Origin of the sequence: Delftia sp. UME58 (assembly GCF_014170385.1) — a bacterium.
GTDB lineage: Bacteria > Pseudomonadota > Gammaproteobacteria > Burkholderiales > Burkholderiaceae_C > Comamonas > Comamonas acidovorans.
Map to the genome: position 1 here is coordinate 16642 of NZ_LZZV01000109.1, position 25988 is coordinate 42629.

Below are 25988 nucleotides of genomic sequence, written 5' to 3' on the forward strand. Positions count from 1 at the left end.
CGGCAACTGTTCGTATTTTTCCGTCCATCATCTGCACTTTTCTGCAGCAACCGTCGTGCTATTAAAGCCTCTGGGCGATCCATTGGTCTTTAATAACTCTCCATGAATATTATGAGCAGTTTTTCCAAATAACTCATATCAGGATCATATCTACACCTTGGATTTAAAACTAAAACATCAATCCACTCCGTTGGATTTAATGCGCAAATATAGAAATTTGTGGCACCTCTAAGCCCAATCGGATCCTGACTAACAAACCTCCCCACATCCGGATCGTAGTACCTGAACCGGTTGTAGTGCAGCCCCGTCTCAACGTCAAAGTACTGGCCCTGGAATCTCAGGTGCTGCTCAGGTTCGCCGTCCTGGTCCTGCTCCACCCAGTGCTGGGTCAAGGTATTGACCATCCGCACCGTCTGCACCACGGCGAGATGGTCACTGCTGGCCGTGGCGCCACAGGCCTTGTAGCTGGCTGGCGGCCCAGACGCTATGGCCGTCTGCGTTGGTCAGTTCCCGAGAGGGCGCCTAGATGGTCGGCGTGTACATCTTTGCAGCGCCTTGGGGCTGATATTCCTGCGGCACAACGCCACCCTTTAGGTGCGATTGCAGTTTGTGCTCAAAGTCTATTATCCAGTCCAAAGCGCGTCCTAGAGAAATTCAAGAAACCATTTGCATACTCAAGATCGACCTTAGCCAAACTTATAATCATAAGATCCAGCAAATCCGTAGCCACATATTCTGGATAATTACTATAAGCCAGCATCTCCTGCTCGGTAGTTAGCGCTGTTATCAACAATCTAATAATTGATTTTATATTCTGCGGACTACCAACATTTTCCCGCCACAGCTCTTCTTTTAATTTTTTGTTTTTTTCATCAGAAAGCAATCTCTTCGAATTCTGTTCAGCATATTGCAAATATTTTTTAAAATCAAAATTGGTTAAAATGCTTATTTTTTCGTTAAACTTCGGCTTCTCATATAAATCATTCAAATATTTAACATATAGATCTATAATACAATAAAATCCAACATTTTCCCAATCGAGAATTTTATATATTTCTGCAATCATATCTTTTACATTAAGGTTTTCCATTTAATAACCTCGTAAAGCAACCCACACCCTGCTCATCAAGCAAATATTGACAACTAGAGCAAGGGTTCATTAACTTTCCTTTCTTGTCATTTCTATGCGCTGAAATCTGCGACCCTTTGTTCATATTCTTTAGCTCCTCATCAGTTTTTACACCCGCTAAATTTGCAGCCTTACTCATTCCATTTGGCTCCGCACAATCTCCATGGAATGGTGAGCGGAATTTTTCGGGCACCCTGTCCATTGCCCGCTGCACCGCTTAGTTGGTAATTCCTTCCCCTCCTTCCCCCGTACTCAATCCAGAAACCGTCCCCCCAGGAATATTGGGACCAGTTTTTATTGATCGAGCACCAGTCAAGCCATATGGATCGCTCCAGTTAATCGGATTAGGTGCATAAAAATAGTGATTCACGCCCCCAACCAACCCAATCGGATCCTGACTAACAAACCTCCCCACATCCGGATCGTAGTACCTGAACCGGTTGTAATGCAGCCCCGTCTCAACGTCAAAGTATTGCCCCTGGAATCTCAGGTGCTGCTCAGGTCGGCTGTCCTGGTCCTGCTCCACCCAGTGCTGGGTCAAGGTATTGCCCATGCGTACCGTCTGCAGCACAGCGGGATGGTCAATGCTGGCCGTAGCGCCCCAGACCTTGTAGCTGGCGGCCCAGACGATATGGCCATCTGCGTTGGTCAGTTCCCTCGGAGTGCCCAGGTGGTCCGTATGTACATGCAAGGTCTGGTTTTGCAGCGCCTTGGGGGGGCTTCCTGAGGCACCACGCCCTTCAGGCGCGATTGCAGTTTGCGCTGCAGCGGCAGGACCTTGGTGTTCCAGACCCTGTCGTCATTGCGCGCTTCGTGCAAGGCCTGCTGCACGAAGGGGCTGCCCAGGGCTTTGTCGCGCGCCTGCTGGTCTTTGCTCCAGAGGCTTTGCACCTGGGCCAGCGGCACGAATCTCCAGATTTATAGAGACCTGAAAATATGATCTCTATCACTCAATTGATCTAATTTAAGCCTCTCCTTGAGAGACTTGATATATCCAACTTCCCCCCCTTTTTTCTCACATTCACCAGCTTCGCCTTATATCGACAATTATTTACCTCATTTAAGGAATGTATATTTTTAGAAAGCTAAGATTCATCCCATCTGCCGCAAAAAGCAAATCGATACTGAGCGATGAGCCCATACCATATCTTATAAATACATCAATAATATAAATTTTTCTTCAATTATTTTTCCGAAAATCGGGAGCAGCGAATTCACAGATTTAGGCGAGCAACATCAACCATCTGAAACCTTAGAATATCGGCAGAAATAATATAAATTGATCGACATATGAAATATCACTAAATTACCTCCCTAGCAGTATCCGTATCGTCCATCATCCCATTGATATACAATAGAAACCTTCTGAAAGAATTAAATCTATAGAATTCGGCACCAAAATAATGCCACACTCTGGGCTCCAATCTACCCTCATCCCACACCAAATAGATCTCTTCGGGCTCATATGGGTTGATAGCAAAAATAGCCAAATTTCTCATTGGATAATCTTCCAAAGGATCTCCATCGTAGGAATTTTCTTTCCTCAGATTTACCCATTCATTTATTTTTTCATCATTTTCCCAATTATTTATTTCATCAATAGAAAGCCATTTCTGCGATAGATATGCATTCTCCCATGTCGAACAAAATTCAAATCTCTTTTTCAACATAGGACTTATCGGCCTAGAGAAACCTGGCTCAAAAGTCATTATACCTCCTGAGTAAGGAATGGATTTTTCAATCCTATGCGGACCAAGTTTTGGAATTTCAGCATCTCTTATATTTTTATATTTTCTCAAAAGATCTAGAACGTTCATATCCTCTCCTTAGCAGTTTGCTAAATCCGCAACAAGCTTCACATTGTCATAGGAATATCCAACAGGCAAATGTCGAACAATTCCGCCTACATATCCATTGGTCGCAGGGAACTGCGCCATCCAATCCAAAGGAACTGCCGGCCCACCAGCTGCAGCATCTGGAACATGTCCCGCGACCTTACCTGCCGGACATTGACACCGTATTTTTCGTTTCCACTCATCAGAATCTTTCCGCTCCTGAGAATAAAGAACTCTTCGAGTCATACTGCCTCCATTGTTTTTTATTTGTTTATTCCATCGATCAACAAAGTTTTTTTGCTCTTTGGATTCAGGAGAGTTTGCCGCGAATTTATCTTTAATGCATAAAGTCTTGCCATTTCTTTGATGCGCAATCGGTGCCATCCCCCAGGGATCAACAAATGCAATAGGATTAGCTGCATAGAAGTAAAAATTTATACCGCCAACTAAGCGAACGACATTCTGGCTAACAAACCTCCCCACATCCGGATCGTAGTACCTGAACCGGTTGTAATGTAGCCCCGTCTCAACGTCAAAGTATTGGCCCTGGAATCTCAGGTGCTGCTCAGGCCGGCTGTCCTGGTTCTGCTCAACCCAGTGCTGGGTCAAGGTATTGCCCATGCGCACCGTCTGCAGCACGACGGGGTAGTCAATGCTGGCCGTGGCGCCCCAGGCCTTGTAGCTGGCGGCCCAGACGATATGGCCTTCCGCGTTGGTCAATTCCCTCGGAGTGCCCAGATGGTCCGTATGCACATGCAAGGTACGGCTTTGCAGCGCCTTTGGGGGGTGCTTCCTGCGGCACCACGCCCTTCAGGCGCGATTGCAGTTCGCGCTGCAGCGAATTGAGGTTTTTAGAGTGGCTAACACCACCGATCCACGAAGCGTGCGCAGATGATCGCTGCCGCCAATTTCAGCAACGCTTCGTGGATATCCAGCCGTCGTTCAAAGCGGATTCGCAGCTTGCCAAAGCCTGCAAACCAGCTGTGCGTCCTTTCCACCACCCACCGGTGCTTTCCCAGCCGCTCACTGCTCTCAATGCCTCGTCTGGCAATCCGGCCAATGATGCCCCGCTGCCTCAGGTGGACTCGGCATCGCTTGAAGTCGTAACCTTTGTCGGCGTGCAGCTTCGATGGCCTTTTGCGGGGACGTCCTGGCAGGCCAGCAATCGCAGGAATCGCGTCCACGCACCTCTCGAACATCTTGGAGTCATGCCGGTTCGCGCCGCTGACCAAGATCACTAGTGGGATGCCTCTGGCATCTACGACGATGTGTCGCTTGGAGCCGAGCTTGCCTCTGTCCGTGGGGTTTGGACCCGTTTCCTGGCCCCCCGGGGGCTTGGTACCGAGGAGCCATCAATGCTGGCACGGCTCCAATCAATCTGGTCATGTTCACGCAAGCGAGTCAGCATGGCCTGGTGCAGCTGCTCCCAGACACCAGCAGCGTTCCAGTCGCGCAGGCGCCGCCAGCAAGTCATGCCGCTGCCGTACCCAAGGGATTGGTGAAGGTCTTCCCACGGAATGCCTGTTTGAAGCACAAACAGGATGCCGTTGAGAGCGGCTTCATCGCTGACTGCGAGCTTGCGCGCACCGCCTTTGGCAGAAGGCACGAAGGCTGGGATGAGGGGTTGCAGCTGTCGCCACAGTTCTTTGCTTACGGGTCGTCGTGCCATGAGGGCCGCAAGCATAACTGCTCTGCGAGGGGCTATGACGAAGTGGTGTTAGCCACTCTTAGAGATCCCCTGTAATTTTTCAGAGATTATATTTTGGCAAAATCCAAAACTTACTTAATTTCCACTTCTCACTTCTATTCAGAATATCCTATATAAGGATATCCAATTTCCTCAAGATCCTCCTGCAGCTTATCCAAATCGATATCAAAAATTATAGTTTTCACAAAATTCATATCTATCGGTTTAAATTCAAAAACACTTCTCACAAGCTCAATATTTATTATCTTTTCAAAATATTTCTCCGCCCAATTTTTATAAACCTCTGGTCCACCACATATCCATCGCAACAGAGAATCCGCCCCACCACCCAAGTAATCATCATCGTTTGAATCACCTATTTTTTTCCATTTTCTATCGACCACATCAAACCAGATAATGAACGTCGCCTCTTCTATATAAAATGCCGGCTCATTGATAAAATCAACATATATTTTCGGAATCAATTTATGGTCCATGTTAGCAAGACGATTGGTTCCAGTCTCATAACTTTCACGACAACTACCTTTTATCGCAGCACCAAAATTTATGAACAATATAAAGTAATCATCACCCTCTCCATCTCTCATGGATCCCATTTCAGAAATATCTGACCATTTAGAATTGTGACTAAAATATCTCAACTCACATTCTTGACAAAATATGGCATCCAAGACGGCAAGTGCCTTTGTTTTTTTATTAATGACTTCTGGAACTGGAATTTCTATCAATTTAATCATAATAATTAATGTATTAGATCAGAAAACAATCTTCCCAATCGATTTAATATTTTGAAACTAGGCTTCAATCTATTCGAAAAGCTTGCTGATATTTTATCTAAACCCAAGGGGTCGATCCAATCTATTGGATTAGGGGCATATTGATACAAATTTACCCCTCCCCAAACAACCCAATCGGATCCTGACTAACAAACCTCCCCACATCCGGATCGTAGTACCTGAACCGGTTGTAATGCAGCCCCGTCTCAACGTCAAAGTATTGCCCTGGAATCTCAGGTGCTGCCCAGGTCCGCCGTCCTGGTCCTGTTCCACCCAGTGCTGGGTCAAGGTATTGACCATTCGTACCGTCTGCAGCACGGCGAGATGGTCAATGCTGGCCGTAACGCCCCAGGCCTTGTAGCTGGCGGCCCAGACGATATGGCCATCTGCGTTGGGAGTCCATCAGCATGTCCAAGTGGCTCGTATATACATCGAAGATCAACTCTGCCACGTTCTGCAGGAATTACGTCTCCTGTTCAACACGATTGGAGATATCTGCATATCCACACTGGAAACAAAAACATAAATAAGAATTTTCTTTTCAATAACAGTTTCTGAATCTTTATCTTACAACCATTTTTTTATTACACTTACCACAAAACAATAGCTATCAATTATTTGATAATAGAATTATATTGCACACCATCAAATAAAAATTCCATGAACTGATTCTGATTCTAAAATATTCAATATCGCACTGTAATTTCTTACGCTCTCCACAAGGCAGTTCGTTAGTAAGTTTTCGATATTATTGCTCTATGAAACATATTGAACAATTTTTATTTAATCAAAACTCATTCATCAATAAATTCAATATCAATCCTTGATATCAAATATTATTGGCAATAAAATCCCAAAACTCTTCTTCGGACAATTCAAATTCAGGACCTGCATCCATTCCTTTCAGAAAGTCAATCACAAAATTAAGCTTTGAATCATCTATACGATAATCCAAGCTAAATTCAAAGACATATCTAGAAATCTTTTCAGCGGAATACCCTTCATTTTCAATTAATAGATTTAACCCTTTTAAAAATCGATGCTTCGTATCAGACATATCCATCTCCTTTACTAACAACTTCAGCACGTGGCTCTTCCCGCTGCAGTCGCTTTACCTGAATCTATATCTGCCTTAGTTGGAGGATAATGAGGTAGTTCAAGAATTTCTCCGTTATTCATTTTAGGATGAACACGATTTACCTTACCCATATGATCATAGGTTTCCTCCCATACGCGTACTTGCCCTGTATTTGGATTCCACTCCGTTACATGTGAGCGCCCTCTAGTTGGTCCAAGTTTGGCTGCAAGCGCCTCTTTCTCATAATACCGAACCCTTCCGTCCGGCAAATTTCTAACTCTTACGGCTTTATCCTGCGCACCTTCTACTGCTCTTAATTTTCTAGCTAGTTTTTGCGCAGGACTATCGCACCTTAATCCTAATGGGGCTATCCATTCAATAGGATTCGGTGCGAATTGGTATAGATTCACACCACCAAACAACCCAATCGGATCCTGGCTAACAAACCTCCCCACATCCGGATCGTAGTACCTGAACCGGTTGTAATGCAGCCCCGTCTCAACGTCAAAGTATTGCCCCTGGAATCTCAGGTGCTGCCCAGATCCGCCGTCCTGGTCCTGTTCCACCCAGTGCTGGGTCAAGGTATTGCCCATGCGTACCGTCTGCAGCACGGTGGGGTAGTCAATGCTGGCCGTAGCGCCCCAGGCCTTGTAGCTGGCGGCCCAGACGATATGGCCATATGCGTCGTTGTTCAGTTCCCGGGGGGCGCCCAGGTGGTCCGTATGCACGTGCAAGGCCTGGCTTTGCAGCGCCTTGGGGGTGCTTCCTGCGGCACCACGCCCTTCAGGCGCGATTGCAGTTTGCGCTGCAGCGGCAGGACCTTGGTGTTCCAGACCTTGTCGTCATTGCTCGCTTCGTGCAGGGCCTACTACACAAAGGGGGTTGTACAAGGATTTGCCGCATGCACCCTGGTGTTTTCCCAGAGGCTTTGCGGTATACCGCAAAGCCATCAATTTCACGGAATTAAATCCTTCAGAATACTTAATTTTTAAGCATCGATCTGGCAACTCTAAGCAAGGATTTATTTACCACCATCAAAAGACTTTAGGCAAATAAGTATCTCAGTATTATCTTAAACCCCTAGAGAAGATGATAAATTTAAAAACTCGTCAATTAACAATTAATCCTATATTTGTATTTTTATATTTTCTCTTCAATTCAAATAATAGTTCATTCGATGCCATATTTTTAGCCAAAATAATATCCTCCGCCTGTCTATCCAACTCCTGTTTCACAAGAAAATGTTTTTCTACCTCCTCATCAATATGATGATCTCCAGTATCCATATCCTCCAAAACCTGAATATACATATCCAATGTATCTCTCCCAAAATCCAATATATGATTTCTAGAGTTTATATCTTTATCATTTTTAAATTTGAACCAAAAAGACAAAGCCAAACAAGCATCCAAAGCAGATGACACCAATATATCTTGATAATCCTCCGTATCTGGTGCAACAGACTCCGCCTGACTCTCCAAATCATCAATCACAAATCTATCGTATTTGTCACCCTCCTCTATAATCCATGCTTGATTGAGGATTTGTCGCAATGGCTTTGGCAGATTATATTTTTCGCAAAATATAGAATATCCAGGAAACATTCTCTCACAAAATGCAAGAGTTAACGATGTTTGAAATCTTTTTGGAAAGGAATTTAGCGCTTCTTTAAATTGATAAAAATCAAGCATAATTTATCTATTCTTCCTTGGACTCAAGGGCGGAACACCTCTCTTGCCCATTTCATCTTGACAATTGCAGCATATTGGTCGACTTGCAGCTATCCCAATAGGATTTAGACCCAGAGATACAGCGGTATTAAGCCCAGTGATTTCTGCGTGCCCAGGCCCCTTGGCCTCTATTTCGTTGGGTTTTAAGCTAGCGCGCTGAGCAGGACGCAATCTTGCTTCACTGCTACTAACAATGGTAACTCCTTCCTTTGTTGGAGTAACTGCAATTGTGGTTCGACTTTGTGCCGGTTCAAGTACTTTTTGATGAATCTCTATTGCTCTTTTCTCGGCATCTGCTTTTTTCTCTGCAATCGCATTTACACAATCCTAATGGATCAATCCACCCAGTAGGATTAGGCGTATATTGATAAACATTATATCCACCAGCTAACCCAATCGGAACCTGACTAACAAACCTCCCCACATCCGGATCGTAGTACCTGAACCGGTTGTAATGCAGCCCCGTCTCAACGTCAAAGTATTGCCCCTGGAATCTCAGGTGCTGCTCAGGTCGGCTGTGCTGGTCCTGCTCAACCCAGTGCTGGGTCAAGGTATTGCCCATGCGCACCGTCTACAGCACGGCGGGGTAGTCAATGCTGGCCGTGGCGCCCCAGGCCTTGTAGCTGGCGGCCCAGACGATATGGCCATCGGCGTTTGTCAGTTCCCGGGGTGTGCCCAGGTGGTCCGTATGTACATGCAAGGTCTGGTTTTGCAGCGCCTTGGGGGGTGCTTCCTGAGGCACCACGCCCTTCAGGCGCGATTGCAGTTTGCGCTGCAGCGGCAGGACCTTGGTGCTCCAGACCTTGTCGTCATTGCGCGCTTCGTGCAAGGCCTGCTGCACGAAGGGGCTGCCCAGGGCTTTGTCGCGCGCCTGCTGGTCTTTGCTCCAGAGGCTTTGCACCTGGGCCAGCGGCACAAAGCTGTCGGGCTCATAAAGGTAGAGCCTGTGGCTTGTCGTGTCCCTGCCGCCCTTGTGCTGCAGGGCGTGTTCGGCCAGCAGGCGGTTGCCGTCCCACAGGAAGTGGGTGACAGGGGAGGCAGTGCCTGCGCCGGGGCGGAATATTTCTGTTCAGACGTTTCCTGCCATTTGGCTAGGCACCGGCCGAAGGGATCAAAGGCATAGTGCCAGGACGCCTTTTGTGGCTTACACACATCTCCACAATCAAAAAAATATCTCTACAAGATTTTTGTAGAAGCCGGCGGGAAGAAAATCGCTCCACAAATAGTATATTTTATTATACTCTTGATATTTCCATGAAAAATTCTTCTAGATTATCATATCTATAGTAGTCCGACTGAGCGCAATGCCAGATCGCATGTTCTTTCCTTCACTCGCTCCAGTCAATATATATCTCTTCTGGCTCATAAGGATTGAATAACAAAATAGAACAGAAAGAATCCCCTACACTTCCCGGAGGCACATGATCCCAATTTTCTTTTCTCAGACTTATCCATTCCACCAACTTCGCATTGTATGGAAAATTATTTATCTAATCCAAAGAGAGCATATTTTGAGAAAGATAAAAATCATCCCATCTGTCGCAAAAAATAAATCGATCTCTCAGCATTGGACTTAGATCATGTTTGGTAACTCCATCAATAGCATATATTTCATTTTCGTTAATAACTTTAGCTGCGTATGGGAGGCCAATCATTTCTCCTATATTTTTCATTTCCCTCTGGTGATTCAACATCAGAGAATGAATACTGGTCATTTAGCAATCCCATAAACGGGTGACATGTCAGGTTTTTTCTAGCCAACTATTTTTGTAAGACGGCTCGGTTGGCCTGAGTTTTCTTTTAGCTATGTAGGCCCGCACTTTTATCAATTTCTTCTTGCCATTGATTCCCATATTCTTTAAGCTCATTAAATTCTGAGATTCATTAATTTTCTTTGGATTGATTTATTTAGTTGTAAGCTCACCATTTTTTATTTACCAATTTCCTTCAAAGTAGAGTTCAATTTTCGAACGCTTCGGAGCCGAAATTCCGCATTATTTATTTATAAAGTGTCGTGTAAAGAAAATTTAGGCGTCAATTTTATAATTGAACATATTCATCCGGAAATCCAAATTTCATTAATTGCGAGATCATTCGCACAACTTCTTCTTGCAATTCAACTTCGAATACCAGAGGATTGTTTTCATGATTCACCACTATTGAATTCTTATCCATACATATCGACAACAAAGGAATTGACTCATCATCACTCAAAGGATAATCGCCGGTATAAACCCGCCCATCTATTGCTCTTGCAATGGATAAATACTTTGGTTCCAAGCTGCCATATTCAGCCACTTTGAAGCTTGTGAAGAATTTATCCACATACTCAATACTTAAATACTGTTTGCCAGATTTTCCATAATGAAAATTATTTATAAATAAAAATAGCTGATTTGTTATCTCTTTTTGCAATGGTGTTTGATCAAAATATTTTAATATTTTTGATGTTTTTGTTTTTTTAATACAAAATCCATTCACATCTCTTTCTATGAATTCAATTTTTGAAAAACTTGGATCAACAAGTGGGGTTTTATTTAACGCGAAACAACCCAAATCCTTCGAATACCCGAATGCCTCGTTGTGATGTATATCAAAATATATATCAGAACGAAATCCAATTGATCCACTATATTCTTTTTCATTTACAACGTACGGATTCATAATCTAACTACTATATTTCTTCAAAATATCCCAAGATGAATTGGAACGACACAGTGTTTTACTTTGCGGAATATTACTAAGCATATCTCCTAAATCTTTTTGAGCTTTCAAGAAATTCTCTCTTTTTATTGTAATTTGACCAACAACTTTATTGGCACGAGTTTCTGGTATCGTTACGCCGGTTGCTCCACCTTCAATAAGAGAGTCAAACATATTCAATCGACACTTGCAACACATTCCAACAGGTATATTTCCAGTTCCAAAATGTCCTTCAATATCGGAAATTGTTACATGCTGCCCTCTTAATGCACCTTGTTTATTTAACACATCCAGATTTCTTATTTCCGAATGTACGCCCTTTGGCAAATTTGGCAATGAGCTAGACCCCTTCGAGGTAGATACCTTGGAGGTTGCTCCTCGCATTCTTGCAAGACCAAATATATCCACCCAAATGATTGGGTTCTCTGCATATTGGTATGTATTAACCCCTCCCGCCAACCCAATCGGATCCTGACTAACAAACCTCCCCACATCCGGATCGTAGTACCTGAACCGGTTGTAATGCAGCCCCGTCTCAACGTCAAAGTATTGCCCCTGGAATCTCAGGTGCTGCTCAGGTCGGCTGTCCTGGTCCTGTTCCACCCAGTGCTGGGTCAAGGTATTGCCCATGCGTACCGTCTGCAGCACGGCGGGATGGTCAATGCTGGCCGTAGCGCCCCAGGCCTTGTAGCTGGCGGCCCAGACGATATGGCCTTCCGCGTTGGTCAGTTCCCGGGGTGTGCCCAGGTGGTCCGTGTGCACATGCAAGGTCTGGTTTTGCAGCGCCTTGGGGGGTGCTTCCTGAGGCACCACGCCCTTCAGGCGCGATTGCAGTTTGCGCTGCAGCGGCAGGACCTTGGTGTTCCAGACCTTGTCGTCATTGCGCGCTTCGTGCAAGGCCTGCTGCACGAAGGGGCTGCCCAGGGCTTTGTCGCGCGCCTGCTGGTCTTTGCTCCAGAGGCTTTGCACCTGGGCAAGCGGCACGAAGCTGTCGGGCTCATACAGGTAGAGCCTGTGGCTTGTCGTGTCCTTGCCGTCCTTGTGCTGCAGGGCGTGTTCGGCCAGCAGGCGGTTGCCATCCCACAGGAAGTGTGTGACTGCGTGGCGTGCGAGCTTTTTCTGGACTGCAGGGGCGTGGTGTTCCTGCCATTTGGCTATGCGCCGGCCAAAGGGGTCGTAGGCATAACGCCAGTGCGCCTGCTCACCCTGGCGCTGGTTCTGGTTTTCCGTGTGGACTGCAATGAGCTGGTGCTCCGCATCCCAGGTGAAGTGCTGTATCTGGTGCTTGCCGCTGCGCTTGTCGGTGCAGTTGCCCCAGGTGTCGTACTCGTAGCGGTGCTCCTGCCAGACCTTGAGCCGGTTGCCCGCCACGCGATCCCATTGCGCGGGGTCGGCGTTGGCGATCAGCGCGTCGTCCCTCAGTTGGAGCAGGTTGAAGTTGGGGTCTGAAAGGTGTTCCCTGACGTAGCGCGCCCATTGTTCGTCCGGAGTCTCCGTGCCTGGCGGGCGCGGGCTGGCAGGGCTGGCTTGTTGTGGCGGCGGCTGATCGGGGTCGATGAGGTTGTGCGCCGGGTCGAAGGCGAAGCGCTCCGCCGCATGGCCCGCCAGGGCTTGGGTCAGGCGGCCGATGGCGTCGTACTGGTAGAGCGTGCGGCCCGTGCGGCTGTCGTCGATGCTTTGCAACTGGCCTGCAGCGTCGTAGCTGTAGCGCCTTGCGATGCTTTGGCCGCTGGTGGTGTTGTGGGTGCTGGCAGCAGGCGCTGTGCTTGCCCCGTCTGAGGCGGGCCCGGCCTGGCTGGCCAGCAGGCGCCCCAGGGGGTCCAGGTGGTAGCGGCTGCGCAGAGAGCCCTGGCTGCGCTCGATTTCCCGGTGCAGGGCGTCGCGTTCAAAGTCGCAGATGACTTCGCCGTCGATATGGATCTGGTGCACGTGGCCCGATCCATAGGTCAGCGTGTGGATGGTCCGGCCATCGGGCAGGCAGGTGGAGATGCGGTTGCCCAGCAGGTCGTAGCGGTGCGTGAGTGCACTGTGCTGGCCCAGGCGGGTGTGCAGGATTTCGCTGGCGATCTGGCCCACGGGGTTGTAGAGCAGTTGCACCCGTGCATTGGCATTGCGTGCCATGGTGAGCTGGCCCGCGGCGTCGTAGGCCAGGCGGGTGCGCGTGGATGGCTGCCCGCGCTTGTGGGCCCGGCGCTCCAGCATGCGCCCCATGGCATCGCGCTGGTAGTAGGTACGGATGGCTGATGGATCGCGCCCCATCCATGTGGCGCCCTGGGACAGTCCATCGACCATTTCCAGCAGATGGCCGACACGGTTGTAGCGGTAGTCCAGGCGCCGGCCATCAAAGCCCTGCTCCGCCAGGAGACGATCCAGGGCATCCCAGGCAAAACGGTAGTGGGCCCCGTTTTCGTTGATGAGGCGCGTAAGGCGACCGAAGCCGTCGTACTCGTACTGCAACGAATGGCCCAGCGCATTGGTGCGGGCGAGCGGGTTGCCGTAGACGTCGAGCTGGTAGCGGGTGTTTTGTCCCAGTGGGTCCTGGTGCGCAATCAGGCGGCCTGCCGGGTCATAGGCGAAGCGTTCCTCGCTGCCATCCGCTGCGCGCAGCAAGGTCAGGCGCCGGCCACGGTTGAGGCGCGTGTATCCGTGCAGCGTCTTGTGGCCCAGTGCGTCGGTGATGGACAGCACGTTGCCCTCAAGATCCCATAGCAGTTGCGTGGGCTGGCCGGAGCAGTCCGTGTATTGGACGAGCTGGCCCAGCGCGTTGTATTGCAGTTGCCGGGATTTGCCCAGGGCATCGGTGATGGTGACGGGCAGGCCGCGCTGGTCGTAGCGGTAGCGGGTGATGCTGCCGTCCGCAGCCGTGGTGCTCAGAAGGTTTCCGCGCTCATCCCATTCGAAACGGGTGGTCCGCCCCAGGGCATCGGTGATGGCTACGGGCTTGTCCTGGCCCTGCAGCCACTGCGTGGACTCCTGGCCGCCGTCAGGCAGGTGTGCCAACGTGGTCCGTCCCCGCGCGTCGTATTGGTAGGTGGTGATGTTGCCTTGGGCGTCGGTGTGTGAAAGCACGTTCCCATAGGCATCGCGTTCGAGCCGGGTAACGCCGCCCAGCGCATCCACCGATGCAAGAAGGTGGCCATCCGCATCGAAGCGTTGCTCGAAGCTGCGGGACATCGTGCCGCTGATGTGCGTGACCTGGACCGTGTGCGCCGCGTCGTCATAGCGCATGTGCCACTGCGCGCCTGTGGAGTGCCGCATGGCCAGTACCTTGGCCTCTGGCTGAAGGGAACTCCATTCGTAGCAGACAACCAACCCACTGGCTTCCTGGCGCTCCACCAGTCGGTGGTCCACGTACGTGAACCGCTGGCAGACGACACCGGTGTCATCCACGACTTCGCTCAGGTCGCCATCCTTGCTGTAGCGGTAGCTGACCAGCAGCGGCGCCTCTTCCTCGAGCTGACCATGCCATAGCACCTGCACCAGCCGGGGACTGCCCGGGACGATGGACCAGTCATAGGCAAAACCCACTTGGACGCCGTCCGTCCTGCGCAGTGTCACGGGCAGGCCTGCGGCGTCGTACTGCAGGTGGAAGCCGTTGCCGTTGCTGTCCTCCACTCCCGCCAAGCGGATATAGCGGGTGGCGGCCGCTGCGGCGGCCCCAGGCGCTTCGTCGCCACGGCCGAACAGCAGGCGCGTGCCATCCTGGCTGACCACTTCCCAGCTTGCACCACCTACACACCGCAGCGTGATGTGCTCATACCGGGAGTAGAACTGCTGGCCTGCCTCCAGATGCGGAAACGAAATACGCCGGCCCTGCGCATCGATGAGGACCACTTCCTCGGGCATTGCGAGCAGATGCAGCGACATGGGCACAGTCCATCCCCTGCCAAGAAGGCCTGCATGCGCGTTGTCGGACAGGTAGGTGCGCTGCCAATGCAGGGGCATGGCCCCGTCGATCACGAAGTCTCGCTCGTTGACCCCATTGAGCACGCATGCGCCATAGGCCAGTTGAATCGTTTCAGGATTGGCGCTCATGCGTATTCCCTCTCTTTTTATCTATTTGTCTATTTTTTCGCACTGCAGAATTTTTCTAGCAGGCGCAGTTCTTGTCGGATTTCCCCTTGCCCCTGCGCCGAATAAACGCCCCGGACAGGGAGGCGGAAAATACCGTAGTGAGCTGGTTGCGTGCATAGCTTCCCAATTCAGGGACTTCCTTGGGATCAATGCTCTCCTTGCTGGCCCTTTCCTTGAAAAGCTCCAAAGCCACTTTCAGCTGCTCGCGGCGCGCATATTGTTCAGGACCCCCACCAGGAATGGATCGCCCTGACCCATAGTCGCCAAGCTCAGTAAGAATCGCAGAAGTTTCTCCTCTTATCTTTTCACGAGGAACGCCATCGACATAGTTCTTCAGCCCATCGATGCCTTTTTCCCAGTCGGACAATGGTGGCAGCCCCGGCTTTGGTTCTGTCTTCTGCTGCGCAGGCGCTGAGCCTTGATATGTCTCGGTTTTTGGTGTGATGATCCCCGGGGCATTGGCATGGGTGCCAGGCTGCGGGAATCCGTTCGCTTTCTTCGTCGCGCGTTTGTAGACCTTATAGCTTTCATCGGGCTTGACCACAACTTCATGAAGAACCCATCCATCACCTTTTGGGCTTCTTGAATATTCGTAGCCATCACTGACTCGATTGCCGGAGGTGGTCATTTGCAATAATCCATTATTATCATGTCAGGTCAGGGTTTCTTGCGATTCATCCAGACCTTGTCACCGGTCCGCACCACATGGCGTTGGTTGACAAAAACGGTGGCGCTGTGCTGCTCGCTGCGGCTGATCGCTACATGCGTGCCGGACACGATTCCCTTGCCTCCACCTGGCTCATCACCTTTCACGTTGTCCACGTAGCTCTCTTCGTGCAGGTAGGCAGGCTTTCCTGCAAAAAACACATTGGGAGAGCACTGCCCACTCTGATCCATGCTATGCATGATGGGATAAGGGATGGGTTTCCCTTTTTTGTTGGGCGTCAGGCATACATCCGGCAGTGTGTTGATCAAGACAAACTGGCCATCCTGGGCTGTTCCCATTTCCTTTGCCATAAATCACTCCTGGGTGCGCTGAAGAACTTCGATCATCTTTATTCCTGCATTGGCCGCGATGTTGGTGCGGTGCACGCAGGTCAGTGTCATCTTCTGCATGTCGAAAATCAGCGTATCTAGATGCATGGGGCGCTCCAGTACCGGGCCCGCGTGAAGCCCCACCAATGAATAAGGATGATTGCCTGGGACCTTTGCGCGCAAATATCCTCCGCCTGGCGTCAGTCCGAACAAGGTAATGCTCTCGCCACCTTTTGGATAATCAATCTGCTGGTCCGCAGGTGCACAGTTCCAGTAGGAAAAATCAAAATCCTTGGGCAAGGCAGGCCAACGGCTTTCAAGCCATTTGTGGTCATAGCTGCCTGTCAGCTGCACACGTGGCTGCCACCAGCGTCCGATAGGCCCCAGCCCGACCACAGGATAGTTCTGGCCGCGGAGCCATCCATCATCGAAGGCTTTGTTGAACACTTCGATCTGTGGTGCACGAAATTCATTTTTCCCGGTTTTTTTGACCCATGCCTTGTCCAGGAATCCGCATCCAATCGGATTGAGTTCATGACGCGAAAAAATCTCGGGATCGGCGTCTTCATCGTTTTTTTCCGGCCAACGACAGGTTCCACCAAACGCAAGTTCATGGCAGATAGGTACACGAGTGGCCTTTTCTGGCTCACTGAGCTGCCAGCCCAATAAACCGGAGCGTATGACGCGCGGGCCGCAAACCATCAACACCTTGTCCCATTTATCGATCTTGACACCGGCAGTCCAGCGATTGAAGGGTTTCTCCTCCGGAGAATATGCAAAGGCATGCGAGAAGATGACATCGCAGCGGGGCTTGTAGGGCGAAAAATCGCTCTCCTGGACAATCGAGCTGGTATGACACCCGGTATAGAACTCGTCGGTTTGCACCAGTTCAACTTGCTTTTTTGCAAGACGTGGAAACCCGTTTTCATCCAGTCGATTCAGGTCATAGGTAATCCGGGTGACCATGACGTGAAATACGTGGTCATCGGTATCCAGCATCTGAAAATACTGGCTCGGGAAGCGGGTGCGATTTCTGACTTCGGGCAAGTCCGCAGAGGGCGTCGAAGATTCCAGAACATAGGAGGGGCTGCTCATTGCACACCCCCTCAGTTCAGGTCTATCCGGTCGGATTCCATGCCTATGTGCTTGGACCCAACCACATCGATGGTGTTTCCATTGACGACAATGGTCCCATCCTCCTGCATCACGATCAGGCTTTTGCCCACCTTCAACGTAATGCTCTTGCCGTCCATGGTGATGGATGACCCGGCCGCGCCGCCGCCTTCCGAATTCGCGCTGCTGGGCGCGGTGATGTTCATCGCCATCCCGGAAGATGCGCTTCCACTGCCGCCCCCTCCACTGCCCGCGCCGACTTTGAGCTCGTACTTGTCGCCCACACTGACATCCTGTGTCTTGCCGATCATGTCCTTGCGGCTGCTGCCCACATTGGTGATCATGGTCATGCCTACGTTGAGGTTGTAGGCCACGCCAATATTCACCATCTTGGCGACACCCACGTTCTGCATGTAGGCGATGCCTATGGTCTCGGTCTTGAACCGGCCCACAGCGATGGACCAGTTGCGACCTATCTTGTCCTTCTCGTGTTTGCCAACGGTTTTGTTGCGTGACTGCCCGATCTTCACGGTCTCGTTCAGATCCACGGTCCGTTGGCGGTTCTGGTGAACGGTCAGCGTCTCATCCAGGTCCACCACTTCAGTGCGCCAGCCGTGGACATCGATCTTCTCGTTGCGGTCCACGGTCTCGGTACGGTCCCGGTGGATGACGCTGGTCTCGTCCCGGTCCACGGTCTTGCGCCGGTCGTTGCCCACCCATTTGTCCTCGTCGTTCTCGACCTCGGTGAGCTGGTCCTTCTGGGCATGCAGCCACAGCTGCTCGGCGCCTGCCTTGTCCTCGAAGCGGATGGCGTTGGCATCGCCCGGGCCGTTTTTCATGCCCGCACCTGCGGCGCCTCCCTTGCTCGATCTGGTCTTGATGCCCGATTGCGTGGCGTTGGCCGGCAGCGCCCAGGGCGGCATGTTGGCCGCGTTGTAGACGCAGCCCGTGACCAGCGGGTGGTCGGGGTCGCCGTTGAGAAAGTCCACCACCACTTCGTGGCCTATGCGCGGAATGGAGATGGCCCCGAACCCCGGGCCTGCCCAGTTCGTGGCCACGCGGATCCAGCAGCTGGAGTTCTCGTTCATGGCGCCCAGCCGGTCCCAGTGGAACTGCACCTTGATGCGGCCGTATTCGTCGGTCCAGATTTCTTCTCCGGCCGGGCCCACGACGACGGCGGTCTGCGGGCCCGTGGTGCGGGGCTTGGGCGTGGTGCGCTGTGGCGTGTAGGCAAGACTGGTGGGCTGGGCCTGCAACTCGTAGCGCTGGAAGGAGCCGTCTTCCGCGGCGCTGCCCTTGGCGCCCGGGGCCACGGCACTGACGCGGGGGTTTTCTTTGAGGTGGTAGCTCAGGCCCGTGATCAGGTACTGCTGGTTCTGGTCGCCGCGCGGGTAGTTGTAGAGGCTGAAGGTGTAGCCCGTGGCCAGCGCCCGGTGGCAGGACTGGCCCCGCACCCGGCTTTGGCCCGTGAGGCTTTCCTTCAGGCGCACGCGGATGTAGTCCTCGCCGTCGCTCAGCTGGGTGTAGCCGCCCGGCCATTCGTAGATTTCGTGGCCGTCATGGGCGTGGCCCGGTGGGTCGCGCCGCAGGTGGGTGAGGTCGGCCCGGGGTTTCTTGAAATCGTAGTCGTCGCTGTAATGGCGGCCCGATTTGATTTCCTGCTCCAGCTGCCAGGCGTGGATGTTTTCCTGATCGCCTGCGGCGGCTTTTTCCGGGGGATAAAAGGGAATGGAGGCGCCTCCGGGCAATACGCCGTGCGAAGCAATGATGTCGTCGCACAGCACCAGGGTGTGCCGGCCCGATGCGTGCTCAAAGAAATAGTAGATGCCTTCGTGCTCCATCAATCGCGAGACAAAGTCGCAATCGCTTTCGTTGTATTGCACGCAGTAGTCCCAGCTGCGATACGCACGCGTGAGTTTCTTTTGCAGGGGATGGCCATAGACGCCCAATACCTGCTCGATGATGTCGGGCACGGCCTGGTTCTGGAAGATGCGAAAGTCGCTCTTGCGCGTGGCCAGCCACAGCCAGGGGCTCAGGCGCGCCTTGTAGGCGTAGTGGCGGTGGTCCTGGCCCTGCATGCTAAAGCGGGTGACGATGCCGTCGATGAAGCGCCTGCCGCCGCCCTGGGTTTCTATTTCTATGGTGGCGTTTTTGCCCAATAGGACCTTGGGATCGATGCTTTCGCTTTCGCTGAGCATTTCCACATCGAGGCTGAAGAGCTGGCTGATGTTTTCCTGGCCGCGCAATTCACGGAAATGCAGCTGCTCGCCCAATGGCGTGTGTATGGTGACTCGGCGTGTCATAGTGCGCGCCGCCCTGGGGGCGGCCTCCCTGCTCTTGGTGAGCCGGGATCATAGACAAGCCGATGGCCATAGGGCAATCAAATGCAGGGCCGGATACATCCTGTAAATGTAAGCAATTGCCTATCTTGGATACAGGCCTGTATTTGAATGGCATGCCACCCATTGATCTTCAATGCCATTCAACCCTCCATCGCGCCTTGAATTTCGCCTTGAACCGCGAATGCATTGCGCGTGCTCACACTCCCAAATACCGTTCCCACAGCGCTCTGTCCCCATCCAGCGCGGCCGAGTCTCCGCTCCACACGACCTTGCCGCGCTCCAGGATGAGGTGGCGGTCGGCCAGGCCCAGCAGGCGCTCCACGTATTTGTCGATGACCAGGATGGTCTGGCCGGCGGCGCGCAGTTGGGCCAGGCAGGCCCAGATCTCTTCGCGGATGCGGGGGGCCAGGCCCTCGGTGGCTTCGTCCAGGATGAGCAGGCGCGGGTTGGTGACCAGGGCGCGGCCTATGGCCAGCATTTGCTGCTCGCCGCCTGACAGCTGGTTGCCCATGTTGGAGGCGCGCTCGCCCAGGCGGGGAAACAGCGCGAACACGCGCTCGGGCGTCCAGGGCTCAGCCGCGCCGGGGCTGCCCGAATTGCGATGGGCCACAAAGGCCGTCAGGTGCTCGCGCACCGTGAGGTTGGGAAAGCACTGGCGGCCTTCGGGCACGATGGCCACGCCGGCGCGGGCGATGCGGTCGGTGGCCCAGCCGGCAATGTCCTGCCCGGCAAACACCATGCGGCCGGCGCGCAGCGGAAGTTGGCCCAGCAGCGTGCGAAGCAGCGTGGTCTTGCCCATGCCGTTGCGGCCCAGCAGGGTGACGACCTGGCCTGCCTCGATGCGGAGGTCCACGCCGAACAGCACCTGGCTGGGTCCGTAGCCGCTTTGCACGGCCTGCATTTCGAGCATCACGCGCCCTCCTTCACTTCTTCGTCGCCCAGGTAGGCCTGGCGCACGTCGGCGTTGCCACGTATCTCGTCGGGCGTGCCGGTGGCGATGATGCGGCCGTAGACCAGCACGGAGATGCGGTCGGCCAGGCGGAACACGGCCTGCATGTCGTGCTCCACCAGCAGCATGGCGGCACGGCCGCGCAGGGATTCGATCAGCTCGGTCAGGCGCAGTGTTTCATCGGGGCCCATGCCGGCCATGGGCTCGTCCAGCAGCAGCACGCCAGGGCGCGCGGCCAGGGCCAGCGCGAATTCCAGCTTGCGCTGCTCGCCATGCGGCAGCGTGCCAGCGGGGCGTTGCAGCAGGCTGGCGTCAATGGCGCATTCGCGCGCCAGCTCGCGGGCCTGCTCGTAGAGCGCGGTCTCGGCCGCGCGCGGGCGCCAGAAGCTGAAGCTGCTGCCCGCATGCGCCTGCACGGCCAGCACCAGGTTGTCCAGCACGCTGGACTGCTTGAAGATGTTGGTGATCTGGAAAGACCGCGACAGCCCCGCCGCCACGCGCTGGTGGGCGTTGAGCGCGCTCACATCGCGCCCCGCCAGCACCAGCGTGCCCGCATCGGCCGCCAGCGTGCCGGACAGCAGATGGATGAGCGTGGACTTGCCCGCGCCATTGGGGCCGATCAGCGCATGGATCTCGCCAGGCGCCAGCGACAACGAGACATGGTCGGTGGCCAGCAGCGCGCCAAAGCGGCGCACCAGGCCCTTGGCTTCCAGGGCCGGGGTGGGAATGGAGATAGGGGTGGCCGCGCCGCTCATGCCTGCCTCCCGCGTGCGGGCCACAGGCCCATCAGGCCGCGCGGCGCACCGAACACCACGCACAGCAGCAGCAGGCCCAGCGGCAGGTGCCAGTACTCGGTCCACATGCGAAGCACTTCCTCCAGCGTCAGCATGACGACGGCGCCGGCCACGCCGCCCCAGCGCAGGCCCACGCCCCCTACCAGCACCATGATCAGCAGGTTGGCCGACTGGGTCCAGTGCATGAGGCTGGGGGAGATGAACAGGTTGTGGTTGGCCAGCAGCGCGCCCGCCAGCCCGGCCACGGCGCCGCTGAGCACAAAGGCTGCCAGCTTGATGCGATAGACCGGGTAGCCCAGCGACTCCATGCGCGACTCGTTCTCGCGCACGCCCTGCAGCGCCTTGCCGAAGCGCGAATCCACCAGCCGCCCGAACACGGCCATCAGCACCGCGAACAGCACCAGCACCACGTAGTAGAAGGAGACATCGTGGCCCAGGTCCAGCCCGGGCAGCACGGAATGGCCGGGCAGGTTGAGCCCGTCCTCGCCGCCGTACTGGCGCAGCGAGATGAAGATGTAGAACAGCATCTGCGCAAAGGCCAGCGTGATCATGATGAAGTACACGCCGCGCGTGCGCAGCGACACGGCGCCCGTGGCGGCGGCCAGCAGCCCGGCCAGCAGCGCGGCGGCCGGCCAGGCCACCAGGGCCGAGGTCACGCCGTTCATCGCCAGGATGCCCACCGCATAGGCCCCCGCACCGAAGAAGGCCGCATGCCCCAGCGCCACCATGCCGCCATAGCCCAGGATGAGGTTCAGGCTGGTGGCAGCCAGCGCGTAGATCAGTACGCGGCGCACGAAGGAGATGTAGAAGTCCAGCCCCAGCGCCGGAGCCACCAGCGGGAACACCGCCAGCGCCAGCAGCGCGAGCACGGTCCAGAAGAACCGGGCCTGGAACCGGCCCTGTAATGTGCTGTGTTCCATGCTCAGCCTCGCGCGGGGAAAAGGCCGGAAGGACGGTACACCAGCACCACCGCCATCAGCACATAGATGGAAATCGCCGCCAGCGTGGGCCCCACGCTGGATGCCACGGCCGGGGAGAACACCTGGCGCAGCAGCATGGGCAAAAAGGCCCGCCCCGCCGTATCCACCATGCCCACCAGCAAGGCGCCAACCAGGGCGCCGCGTATGGAGCCTATGCCGCCGATGACGATGCACACCAGCACCAGGATGAGGATGTCCTCGCCCATGCCCACCTGCACCGAAGTGATGGGCCCCAGCAGCGCCCCCGCCACCGCCGCCAGCATGGCGCCCAGCGTGAACACGCCCAGGAACAGCAGCGGCACGCGCACGCCCATCAGCGTGGCCATCTGGCGGTTGGAGGTCCCTGCCCGCACCAGCACGCCGGCGCGCGTGCGCGTCACGAACCAGTACAGGCCCAACGCGGCGGCCAGGCCGAAGACGATGATCATCAGCCGGTAGGCCGGGTACATGAGATCGGGCAGCAACTGCACCGGCCCCGACAGCGCGGCCGGCATGTTCAGCATCACCGGCGCCGGGCCCCAGACCATCTTGACCAGGTCATTGGCAATGAGGATGACGGCATAGCTGCCCAGCACCTGGGCCAGATGGTCGCGCACGGCCAGGCGCCGTATCAGCACCAGCTCCAGCACCACACCCGCCACGCCGGTGGCCACGGCTGCCACCAGCACGGCCGCGGTGAACGAGCCCGTGCGCTGCATGGTCTCGGCCGCCACATAGGCGCCCGCCATGTACAGCGAGCCATGGGCCAGGTTCATGATGTCCATGATGCCGAACACCAGGGTCAGCCCGGCCGCGATCAGAAACAGCATCAGCCCGAACTGCAGGCCATTCAGCAATTGCTCCAAGAGCAGCGTCCACGTCATCCACACGCCCCCTGCCGCAGGCGCAGTGGCCCGCGCGCGGTCAACAAATCATCCGGCTTTGAAAATCAAGATCAAGGCACGCCGCGCCCGACGGGGGCGCGGCGGCGGGGTCACATCCTGCAGTCGTTGACGTAGACGTCTTGATATTTATCGAACACCTTGCCCACCAGCTTGTTGGTGATGCGGCCGCTGCCGTCCTTCTCGATCACGCGCTGGTAATAGGCCTGGATGGGATAGTGGTTCTTGCCGTAAGTGAAGGGGCCGCGCACCGAGGCGTAGTCGGCCTTCTCCAGCGCCTTGACAATGGCCTGGCGGTCCGAGGCCTTGCCGCCGGCCTGCTTGACCGCCGCATCCATGGCCATGATCACGTCATAGGCCTGGGCCGCGTAGACCGAGGGGTTGCGGCCCTTGTACTCCTTGCGGAAGGCCTCGACGAAGGCCTTGTTCTGCGGCACGTCCAGGTCATGCGCCCACTGCGCGGTGTTGACCATGCCCAGCATGGGCTCGCCCACGGCCTGGATCACGTCCTCGTCGGCCGAGAAGCCCGGGCCGATCAGCTTGACGCTTTGCGACAGCCCCGTGGACACGAACTGCTTGACGAAGTTGATGCCCATGCCGCCCGGCAGGAAGATGTAGACCGCATCGGGCTTGGCCGCGCGGATCTGGGCCAGCTCGGCCGCGTAGTCGATCTGGCCCAGCTTGGTGTAGACCTCCTCGCCGGGCGCGGTCTTGTAGCCGCGCTTGAAGCCGACCAGCGCATCCTTGCCCGCCGGATAGTCGGGCGCCATGATGAACATCTTCTTGAAGCCACGGTCGGCGGCCAGCTTGCCGGCTGCCTCGTGGAAGGCATCGTTCTGGTAGGACGTGCCGAACCAGAACGCATTGCACTGCGCGCCGGCGAACTGGCTGGGGCCGGGGTTGTTGGACAGGTAGGGCACCTTGGCGCCGAACAGCGCCGGGCCCACGGCCAGGGCCACGTTGGAGCCAATGGGGCCGGTGAAGAAATCCACCTTGTCGCGCTGTATGTAGCGCGTGACCAGCTGGCGCGCCTGGTCGGGGTTGCCGCCCATGTCGGTCTGCAGGAACTCGGCCGGCTGGCCGCCCAGCTTGCCGCCCAGCTGCTTGATGGCGAGGTTGAAGCCATCACGCGCCTCGGCGCCCAACGCGGCAAACGGCCCGGAAATATCGTTGGCGATACCGACCTTGATGGTGTCCGCCTGCGCGAGCGCGGGAACAAAGGCAGGGGCCAGGGCCGCTGCGGCCAGGAAGGGGGTGAGGAAACGCATGCTGCTGTGCTCCTTGCGCGGGCCGCGCGGATGGCAATCGGTGGTGAGACAGTCTTCCGTCACGCTGGACGGGAAACTCTGTAAGGGCTGGAACGGTTGGCGCGGGTCTTAGTTTAGGTTTAAAGTATTTTGCAGAACAAGTCTGGGACTTGTACCAATACCTGCCATACAAACCATTTCGCGCCATCTCCGTTCCAATGCCCGCACTCTACCGTCACTACGACCGCGCCGGACTCGATGTCCAGTACAACGCCCGCGCGACGGTACCCGACATCACCCCCATCATCAAGGCCTATGCCGACGACAGCCGGGCCGCGCGCCAGAGCCTGCCCTGCGCGCTGAACGTGGCCTATGGCGAGCATGACGACGAGCTGCTGGACATTTTCCCGGCAGCAACCGGGGCGGCAGGCGCCCCTGTTCTCTTCTTCATCCACGGCGGCTACTGGCGGCTGCTGTCCAAGGACGACTCCAGCAGCATGGCGCCCACCTTCACGCGCGCCGGCGCCGTGGTGGTGGCCCTGAACTATTCGCTGGCGCCCGCCGTCACGCTGGACCGCATCGTGGACCAGACACGCCGCGCCCTGGCCTGGGTGCATGCCCACATCGCCCGCTACGGAGGCGACCCGGGCCGCATCCATGTCTGCGGCAGCTCGGCCGGCGGCCACCTGGCGGGCATGCTGCTGGCCGGTGGCTGGCATGCGGACTACGGCGTGCCCGAAGACGTGGTGCGCGGCGCCGCGCCGCTGTCGGGCCTGTTCGACCTGCGCCCGCTGGTGCACACCCACATCAATGAATGGATGCGCCTGAGCGAGCAGGATGCCATTCGCAACAGCCCCGCTCTCCTGCCGCACGGCGCGGCCTGCCCGCTCATCGTCAGCTACGGCGAGAGCGAGACCGATGAATTCAAGCGCCAGAGCGACGATTACCTGGCCGCCTGGAACCAGCGCCGTGGCCCCGGTCCATCGTCAGGCCAGTACGTGGCCATGCCCGGCACCAACCATTTCGACATCGTGCTCACCCTGAACGACCCGGCCGGCCCGCTGACGCGCGCCATCCTCGCGCAGATGGGCTTGAGCGCCCCCACACCGCAGAACCAGCCATGACCCACGCCCCCGACCTGGAATCGCGCGCAGCGCCCGACGACCACCATGCGCTGCGCCTGTGGCTGCGCATGCTCACCTGCTGCAATCTGATCGAAGGCGAGATCCGCAACCGCCTGCGCGGCGAATTCGACACCACCCTGCCCCGCTTCGACCTCATGGCCCAGCTGCAGCGCGCGCCCGAGGGCATGAAGATGGGCGAGCTGTCGCGCCACATGATGGTGACCAACGGCAACATCACCGGCATCACCGACCAGCTGGAGAAAGAGGGCCTGGTGGTACGCACCAAGGTGGAGTCCGACCGGCGCAGCTCCGTGCTGCACCTCACCCCACTGGGCCGCAAGACCTTTGCGCGCATGGCCAAGGCGCATGAATCCTGGGTCATGGGCATGTTCGGCGACATGCCGCAGGCCAGCCGCAACGACCTGTACCAGGCGCTGGGCGACCTCAAGCAACAGGTGGTGGCCCACCGCTCGCCCACGGACTGAGCGCG

Annotated in this window: 22 protein-coding genes and 5 pseudogenes; 2 read left to right on the top strand and 25 right to left on the bottom strand. The window is 55.2% G+C overall.

Going from position 1 to position 25988, the window contains the following annotated elements; all coding sequences use genetic code 11:
* Nucleotides 1-164: 164 nt before the first annotated feature.
* From A9976_RS31640 to A9976_RS28835, 25 genes and pseudogenes are all read right to left on the bottom strand, one after another.
* Nucleotides 165-377 (bottom strand): annotated as a pseudogene (locus A9976_RS31640) (RHS repeat-associated core domain-containing protein); the annotation flags it as partial.
* A gap of 236 nt (nt 378-613) precedes the next feature.
* Nucleotides 614-1090 (bottom strand): hypothetical protein, encoded by a 477-nt coding sequence (locus A9976_RS28720; protein WP_183021790.1) that lies wholly within the window; start codon nt 1088-1090, stop codon nt 614-616.
* 349 nt (nt 1091-1439) lie between these two features.
* Nucleotides 1440-1826, bottom strand: a pseudogene (locus A9976_RS31815) (RHS repeat-associated core domain-containing protein); the annotation flags it as partial.
* A gap of 604 nt (nt 1827-2430) precedes the next feature.
* Nucleotides 2431-2946 carry a hypothetical protein gene (locus A9976_RS28735; protein WP_183021792.1) on the bottom strand — a complete coding sequence of 172 codons (516 nt, stop codon included), beginning with the start codon at nt 2944-2946 and terminating at the stop codon, nt 2431-2433.
* A gap of 9 nt (nt 2947-2955) precedes the next feature.
* Entirely contained in the window at nt 2956-3717 is a 762-nt protein-coding gene (locus A9976_RS28740; RefSeq protein ID WP_310889435.1) for an RHS repeat-associated core domain-containing protein, read from the bottom strand.
* A 107-nt stretch (nt 3718-3824) separates the two neighbouring features.
* Nucleotides 3825-4633, bottom strand: a protein-coding gene (locus A9976_RS28745) for an IS5 family transposase (protein ID WP_183021793.1) whose coding sequence is annotated in 2 segments (ribosomal slippage) — nt 3825-4303 and nt 4303-4633 — 810 coding nt in all. Because the reading frame shifts where the segments join, the coding sequence is not laid out codon by codon here.
* 134 nt (nt 4634-4767) lie between these two features.
* On the bottom strand, nt 4768-5409 hold the full coding sequence (locus tag A9976_RS28750; RefSeq protein WP_183021794.1) for a hypothetical protein: 642 nt from the start codon (nt 5407-5409) through the stop codon (nt 4768-4770).
* Nucleotides 5410-5507: 98 nt separating this feature from the next.
* Nucleotides 5508-5691: pseudogene (locus A9976_RS31650) on the bottom strand (RHS repeat-associated core domain-containing protein); the annotation flags it as partial.
* A gap of 586 nt (nt 5692-6277) precedes the next feature.
* Complete coding sequence (locus A9976_RS28760; protein ID WP_183021795.1) at nt 6278-6505, bottom strand: hypothetical protein; 228 nt, start codon at nt 6503-6505, stop codon at nt 6278-6280.
* 23 nt (nt 6506-6528) lie between these two features.
* Nucleotides 6529-7245 (bottom strand): annotated as a pseudogene (locus A9976_RS28765) (RHS repeat-associated core domain-containing protein); the annotation flags it as partial.
* Between the two features lie 390 nt (nt 7246-7635).
* The gene (locus A9976_RS28770) at nt 7636-8217 is read right to left on the bottom strand and encodes a DUF416 family protein (RefSeq protein WP_183021797.1); all 582 of its coding nucleotides are present in this window, start codon (nt 8215-8217) and stop codon (nt 7636-7638) included.
* Nucleotides 8218-8578: 361 nt separating this feature from the next.
* Nucleotides 8579-8824, bottom strand: a pseudogene (locus A9976_RS31825) (RHS repeat-associated core domain-containing protein); the annotation flags it as partial.
* Between the two features lie 3 nt (nt 8825-8827).
* Entirely contained in the window at nt 8828-9172 is a 345-nt protein-coding gene (locus A9976_RS31660) for an RHS domain-containing protein (protein WP_232245759.1), read from the bottom strand.
* 574 nt (nt 9173-9746) lie between these two features.
* Nucleotides 9747-9971, bottom strand: a complete 225-nt coding sequence (locus tag A9976_RS28780; RefSeq protein WP_183021798.1) for a hypothetical protein — start codon at nt 9969-9971, stop codon at nt 9747-9749.
* A gap of 325 nt (nt 9972-10296) precedes the next feature.
* Nucleotides 10297-10920, bottom strand: a complete 624-nt coding sequence (locus tag A9976_RS28785) for a hypothetical protein (protein ID WP_183021799.1) — start codon at nt 10918-10920, stop codon at nt 10297-10299.
* A gap of 3 nt (nt 10921-10923) precedes the next feature.
* Nucleotides 10924-14994, bottom strand: coding sequence for an RHS repeat-associated core domain-containing protein (locus tag A9976_RS28790; RefSeq protein WP_183021800.1), 4071 nt, complete (start codon nt 14992-14994; stop codon nt 10924-10926).
* 55 nt (nt 14995-15049) lie between these two features.
* On the bottom strand, nt 15050-15661 hold the full coding sequence (locus A9976_RS28795) for a hypothetical protein (RefSeq protein ID WP_183021801.1): 612 nt from the start codon (nt 15659-15661) through the stop codon (nt 15050-15052).
* Nucleotides 15662-15690: 29 nt separating this feature from the next.
* Nucleotides 15691-16050 carry a DUF4150 domain-containing protein gene (locus A9976_RS28800; RefSeq protein ID WP_088164314.1) on the bottom strand — a complete coding sequence of 120 codons (360 nt, stop codon included), beginning with the start codon at nt 16048-16050 and terminating at the stop codon, nt 15691-15693.
* A gap of 3 nt (nt 16051-16053) precedes the next feature.
* Nucleotides 16054-17163, bottom strand: coding sequence for a DUF2169 domain-containing protein (locus A9976_RS28805; RefSeq protein ID WP_183021802.1), 1110 nt, complete (start codon nt 17161-17163; stop codon nt 16054-16056).
* Nucleotides 17164-17174: 11 nt separating this feature from the next.
* Entirely contained in the window at nt 17175-19484 is a 2310-nt protein-coding gene (locus A9976_RS28810; protein ID WP_183021803.1) for a type VI secretion system Vgr family protein, read from the bottom strand.
* Nucleotides 19485-19719: 235 nt separating this feature from the next.
* The gene (locus A9976_RS28815) at nt 19720-20433 is read right to left on the bottom strand and encodes an ABC transporter ATP-binding protein (protein ID WP_183021804.1); all 714 of its coding nucleotides are present in this window, start codon (nt 20431-20433) and stop codon (nt 19720-19722) included.
* On the bottom strand, nt 20433-21227 hold the full coding sequence (locus tag A9976_RS28820; RefSeq protein WP_013801789.1) for an ABC transporter ATP-binding protein: 795 nt from the start codon (nt 21225-21227) through the stop codon (nt 20433-20435). The genes A9976_RS28815 and A9976_RS28820 overlap by 1 nt, the downstream gene beginning before the upstream one ends.
* Nucleotides 21224-22186, bottom strand: a complete 963-nt coding sequence (locus A9976_RS28825) for a branched-chain amino acid ABC transporter permease (protein WP_259649352.1) — start codon at nt 22184-22186, stop codon at nt 21224-21226. Before A9976_RS28825 ends, A9976_RS28820 begins: the two co-directional genes overlap by 4 nt.
* Nucleotides 22187-22188: 2 nt before the next feature.
* A complete protein-coding gene (locus A9976_RS28830; protein ID WP_183021805.1) occupies nt 22189-23109 on the bottom strand; it encodes a branched-chain amino acid ABC transporter permease in 921 nt (306 codons plus the stop codon).
* 110 nt (nt 23110-23219) lie between these two features.
* The gene (locus A9976_RS28835; protein ID WP_063325953.1) at nt 23220-24395 is read right to left on the bottom strand and encodes an ABC transporter substrate-binding protein; all 1176 of its coding nucleotides are present in this window, start codon (nt 24393-24395) and stop codon (nt 23220-23222) included.
* A 197-nt stretch (nt 24396-24592) separates the two neighbouring features.
* Between A9976_RS28835 and A9976_RS28840 the strand changes: the two genes are divergently transcribed.
* Both A9976_RS28840 and A9976_RS28845 read left to right on the top strand, forming a co-directional pair.
* Nucleotides 24593-25498, top strand: coding sequence for an alpha/beta hydrolase (locus tag A9976_RS28840; protein ID WP_183021806.1), 906 nt, complete (start codon nt 24593-24595; stop codon nt 25496-25498).
* Entirely contained in the window at nt 25495-25983 is a 489-nt protein-coding gene (locus A9976_RS28845) for a MarR family winged helix-turn-helix transcriptional regulator (protein WP_183021807.1), read from the top strand. Before A9976_RS28840 ends, A9976_RS28845 begins: the two co-directional genes overlap by 4 nt.
* Nucleotides 25984-25988: the final 5 nt, after the last annotated feature.

Bases quoted from the DNA above. Each gene is read 5' to 3' on its own strand.
- A9976_RS28825 (WP_259649352.1), bottom strand. From the start codon at position 22,186: ATGGAACACAGCACATTACAGGGCCGGTTCCAGGCCCGGTTCTTCTGG.
- A9976_RS28780 (WP_183021798.1), bottom strand. From the start codon at position 9,971: ATGACCAGTATTCATTCTCTGATGTTGAATCACCAGAGGGAAATGAAA.
- A9976_RS28830 (WP_183021805.1), bottom strand. From the start codon at position 23,109: ATGACGTGGACGCTGCTCTTGGAGCAATTGCTGAATGGCCTGCAGTTC.
- A9976_RS28735 (WP_183021792.1), bottom strand. From the start codon at position 2,946: ATGAACGTTCTAGATCTTTTGAGAAAATATAAAAATATAAGAGATGCT.
- A9976_RS28820 (WP_013801789.1), bottom strand. From the start codon at position 21,227: ATGAGCGGCGCGGCCACCCCTATCTCCATTCCCACCCCGGCCCTGGAA.
- A9976_RS28835 (WP_063325953.1), bottom strand. From the start codon at position 24,395: ATGCGTTTCCTCACCCCCTTCCTGGCCGCAGCGGCCCTGGCCCCTGCC.
- A9976_RS28750 (WP_183021794.1), bottom strand. From the start codon at position 5,409: ATGATTAAATTGATAGAAATTCCAGTTCCAGAAGTCATTAATAAAAAA.
- A9976_RS28845 (WP_183021807.1), top strand. From the start codon at position 25,495: ATGACCCACGCCCCCGACCTGGAATCGCGCGCAGCGCCCGACGACCAC.
- A9976_RS28805 (WP_183021802.1), bottom strand. From the start codon at position 17,163: ATGAGCAGCCCCTCCTATGTTCTGGAATCTTCGACGCCCTCTGCGGAC.
- A9976_RS28795 (WP_183021801.1), bottom strand. From the start codon at position 15,661: ATGACCACCTCCGGCAATCGAGTCAGTGATGGCTACGAATATTCAAGA.
- A9976_RS28815 (WP_183021804.1), bottom strand. From the start codon at position 20,433: ATGCTCGAAATGCAGGCCGTGCAAAGCGGCTACGGACCCAGCCAGGTG.
- A9976_RS28790 (WP_183021800.1), bottom strand. From the start codon at position 14,994: ATGAGCGCCAATCCTGAAACGATTCAACTGGCCTATGGCGCATGCGTG.
- A9976_RS28810 (WP_183021803.1), bottom strand. From the start codon at position 19,484: ATGACACGCCGAGTCACCATACACACGCCATTGGGCGAGCAGCTGCAT.
- A9976_RS28770 (WP_183021797.1), bottom strand. From the start codon at position 8,217: ATGCTTGATTTTTATCAATTTAAAGAAGCGCTAAATTCCTTTCCAAAA.
- A9976_RS28840 (WP_183021806.1), top strand. From the start codon at position 24,593: ATGCCCGCACTCTACCGTCACTACGACCGCGCCGGACTCGATGTCCAG.
- A9976_RS28760 (WP_183021795.1), bottom strand. From the start codon at position 6,505: ATGTCTGATACGAAGCATCGATTTTTAAAAGGGTTAAATCTATTAATT.
- A9976_RS28800 (WP_088164314.1), bottom strand. From the start codon at position 16,050: ATGGCAAAGGAAATGGGAACAGCCCAGGATGGCCAGTTTGTCTTGATC.
- A9976_RS28785 (WP_183021799.1), bottom strand. From the start codon at position 10,920: ATGAATCCGTACGTTGTAAATGAAAAAGAATATAGTGGATCAATTGGA.
- A9976_RS28720 (WP_183021790.1), bottom strand. From the start codon at position 1,090: ATGGAAAACCTTAATGTAAAAGATATGATTGCAGAAATATATAAAATT.